Below are 1600 nucleotides of genomic sequence, written 5' to 3'. Positions count from 1 at the left end.
CGCGTTGAAGTCGCGATGCAGGTCGAAGATCTCCTGTCGACTCACCCCATCTACATAATTCAGCGTGAACAATAAATTGCTATGCGCCGCGTGATAGGCCGGACGTAACGCCAGCGCTTGGCGAAAACTCGCTAGGGCCTCGCCAAGGCGGCCTTGGTTCTTATACACATTGCCCAGATTGTTGTGCGCCTCCGCGAATTCGACGTTAAGCGATAATGCCGTTTCGAGCGCGGCGACTGCTTCTGCATGCTGGCCTTGTTCGGTCAACACCACGCCCAAATTGTTATGCGCTTCGACAAAATTCGCCTTCAGCGCCAGCGCTTGGCGAAAACAAAACGTCGCCTCGGCCAGATTGCCGCGCAGTTTGAGCACATTGCCGAGATTTAAATGCGCGTCGGCGAACCCGGGATCGATCCGCAACGCTTGATTAAAAGCCAGCAGCGCGTCGCCGCCCTGTCCTAACGCGAGACAGGCATTGCCCAAATTATTCCACGCCGCTTTTAAATTCGGAGCCAGGTCTAAGGCGCGTCGATAACACACTAGCGACTCCGCTGGCCGCCCGTGGTCCTTCAGCGCGTTGCCCAGATTGTTATGGGCCTCTGCGAGGTTGGGATCGATCTGCGTGGCGCGATAATGGCAGCTGATCGCCGCCTCGAACTGTCGTTGCCATTGCAATACCGTGCCCAGCGTATTCCATAGCGCCGCGTCATTGGGCGCGAGCTCACACGCCGCGCAGTATGCCGTCGCGGCTTCTGCGTGTCGATTCAACTCCAACAACAACGCGGCGTAAGCCGCGTAGCCCGCGGCGAACGGACGGCGCGCGAGTGCCGTTTCATAGCAGTGTAAAGCCGCCGTGGATTCGCCTCGATCGCGTCGAAGATTACCCAAATTGTAGTGGGGTTCGACCAGCGTCGGATTCAATTCAATCGCGCGTTGGTAGCTCTGCACGGCCTCGGCGGCGAGGCCAAGCTCGGCATACACCAAGCCCAGATTGCCATACGCTTCGGCGAATTTGGGCCGTAGCCGAACGACGCGTTGCAAGTGCTTTAGGGCGTCGTGTAGATGTCCTTGGTCGCGTTCCGCGATCCCCAACAGATGTAAGGCATCCGCGTGTTGCGGCTCGCGACATAAGACCTGGCGATAACACGCGGCCGCGGCCGCCGGTTTTCCCGCCTGATGCTGGATCAGCCCATCGTTCAGCAGACGCTTGACTGCGGGACGCGCGCTCATGCTGACTGCCCCGCGCAATACCGCTGCCATAGACCGCGGAACGTCTGCTCTAGGGCGCGCGTAAAGCCTGCGCTATCCAGCAGTGCTGACGCCGCGAGTTGCGCCCGCAGGCCGGCGCGCAATGCCGCCAATCGCGATAGATCGTCGCTTAAGCGCACACACGTGGCGACATAATCGACGCTCGAATTAACGGCAAATTCAGCCAGACCCGCCGCGGTTAGCACACTAAAGCTCGCGCGCGAAAGGAACGTGTCACCCACCAAGGCCACCACCGGCAGCCCCATCCACAACGCGTCACAGGTCGTGGTCCCGCCGTTACACGGAAACGGATCGAGCGCGATATCGACCTCACTGAAAAGATCAAGATATT

Annotated in this window: 1 protein-coding gene and 1 pseudogene; both read right to left on the bottom strand. The window is 59.5% G+C overall.

The genetic code is table 11. The annotated features are described in order from the left end of the window. The coding region (locus tag HYX42_RS18795) for a tetratricopeptide repeat protein (RefSeq protein ID WP_293405999.1) at window positions 1-1230 on the bottom strand (1230 nt) is incomplete at its 3' end. Continuing rightward, window positions 1227-1600 (bottom strand): annotated as a pseudogene (locus tag HYX42_RS18790) (peptide-binding protein); the annotation flags it as partial. The pseudogene HYX42_RS18790 and the gene HYX42_RS18795, both read right to left, overlap by 4 nt.

Origin of the sequence: Polaromonas sp., assembly GCF_016185115.1 — a bacterium.
Lineage (GTDB): Bacteria > Pseudomonadota > Gammaproteobacteria > Burkholderiales > Burkholderiaceae_C > Polaromonas.
Note: the sequence above shows the minus strand (reverse complement) of the source record. Positions and strands in the feature narration are given on the sequence as shown.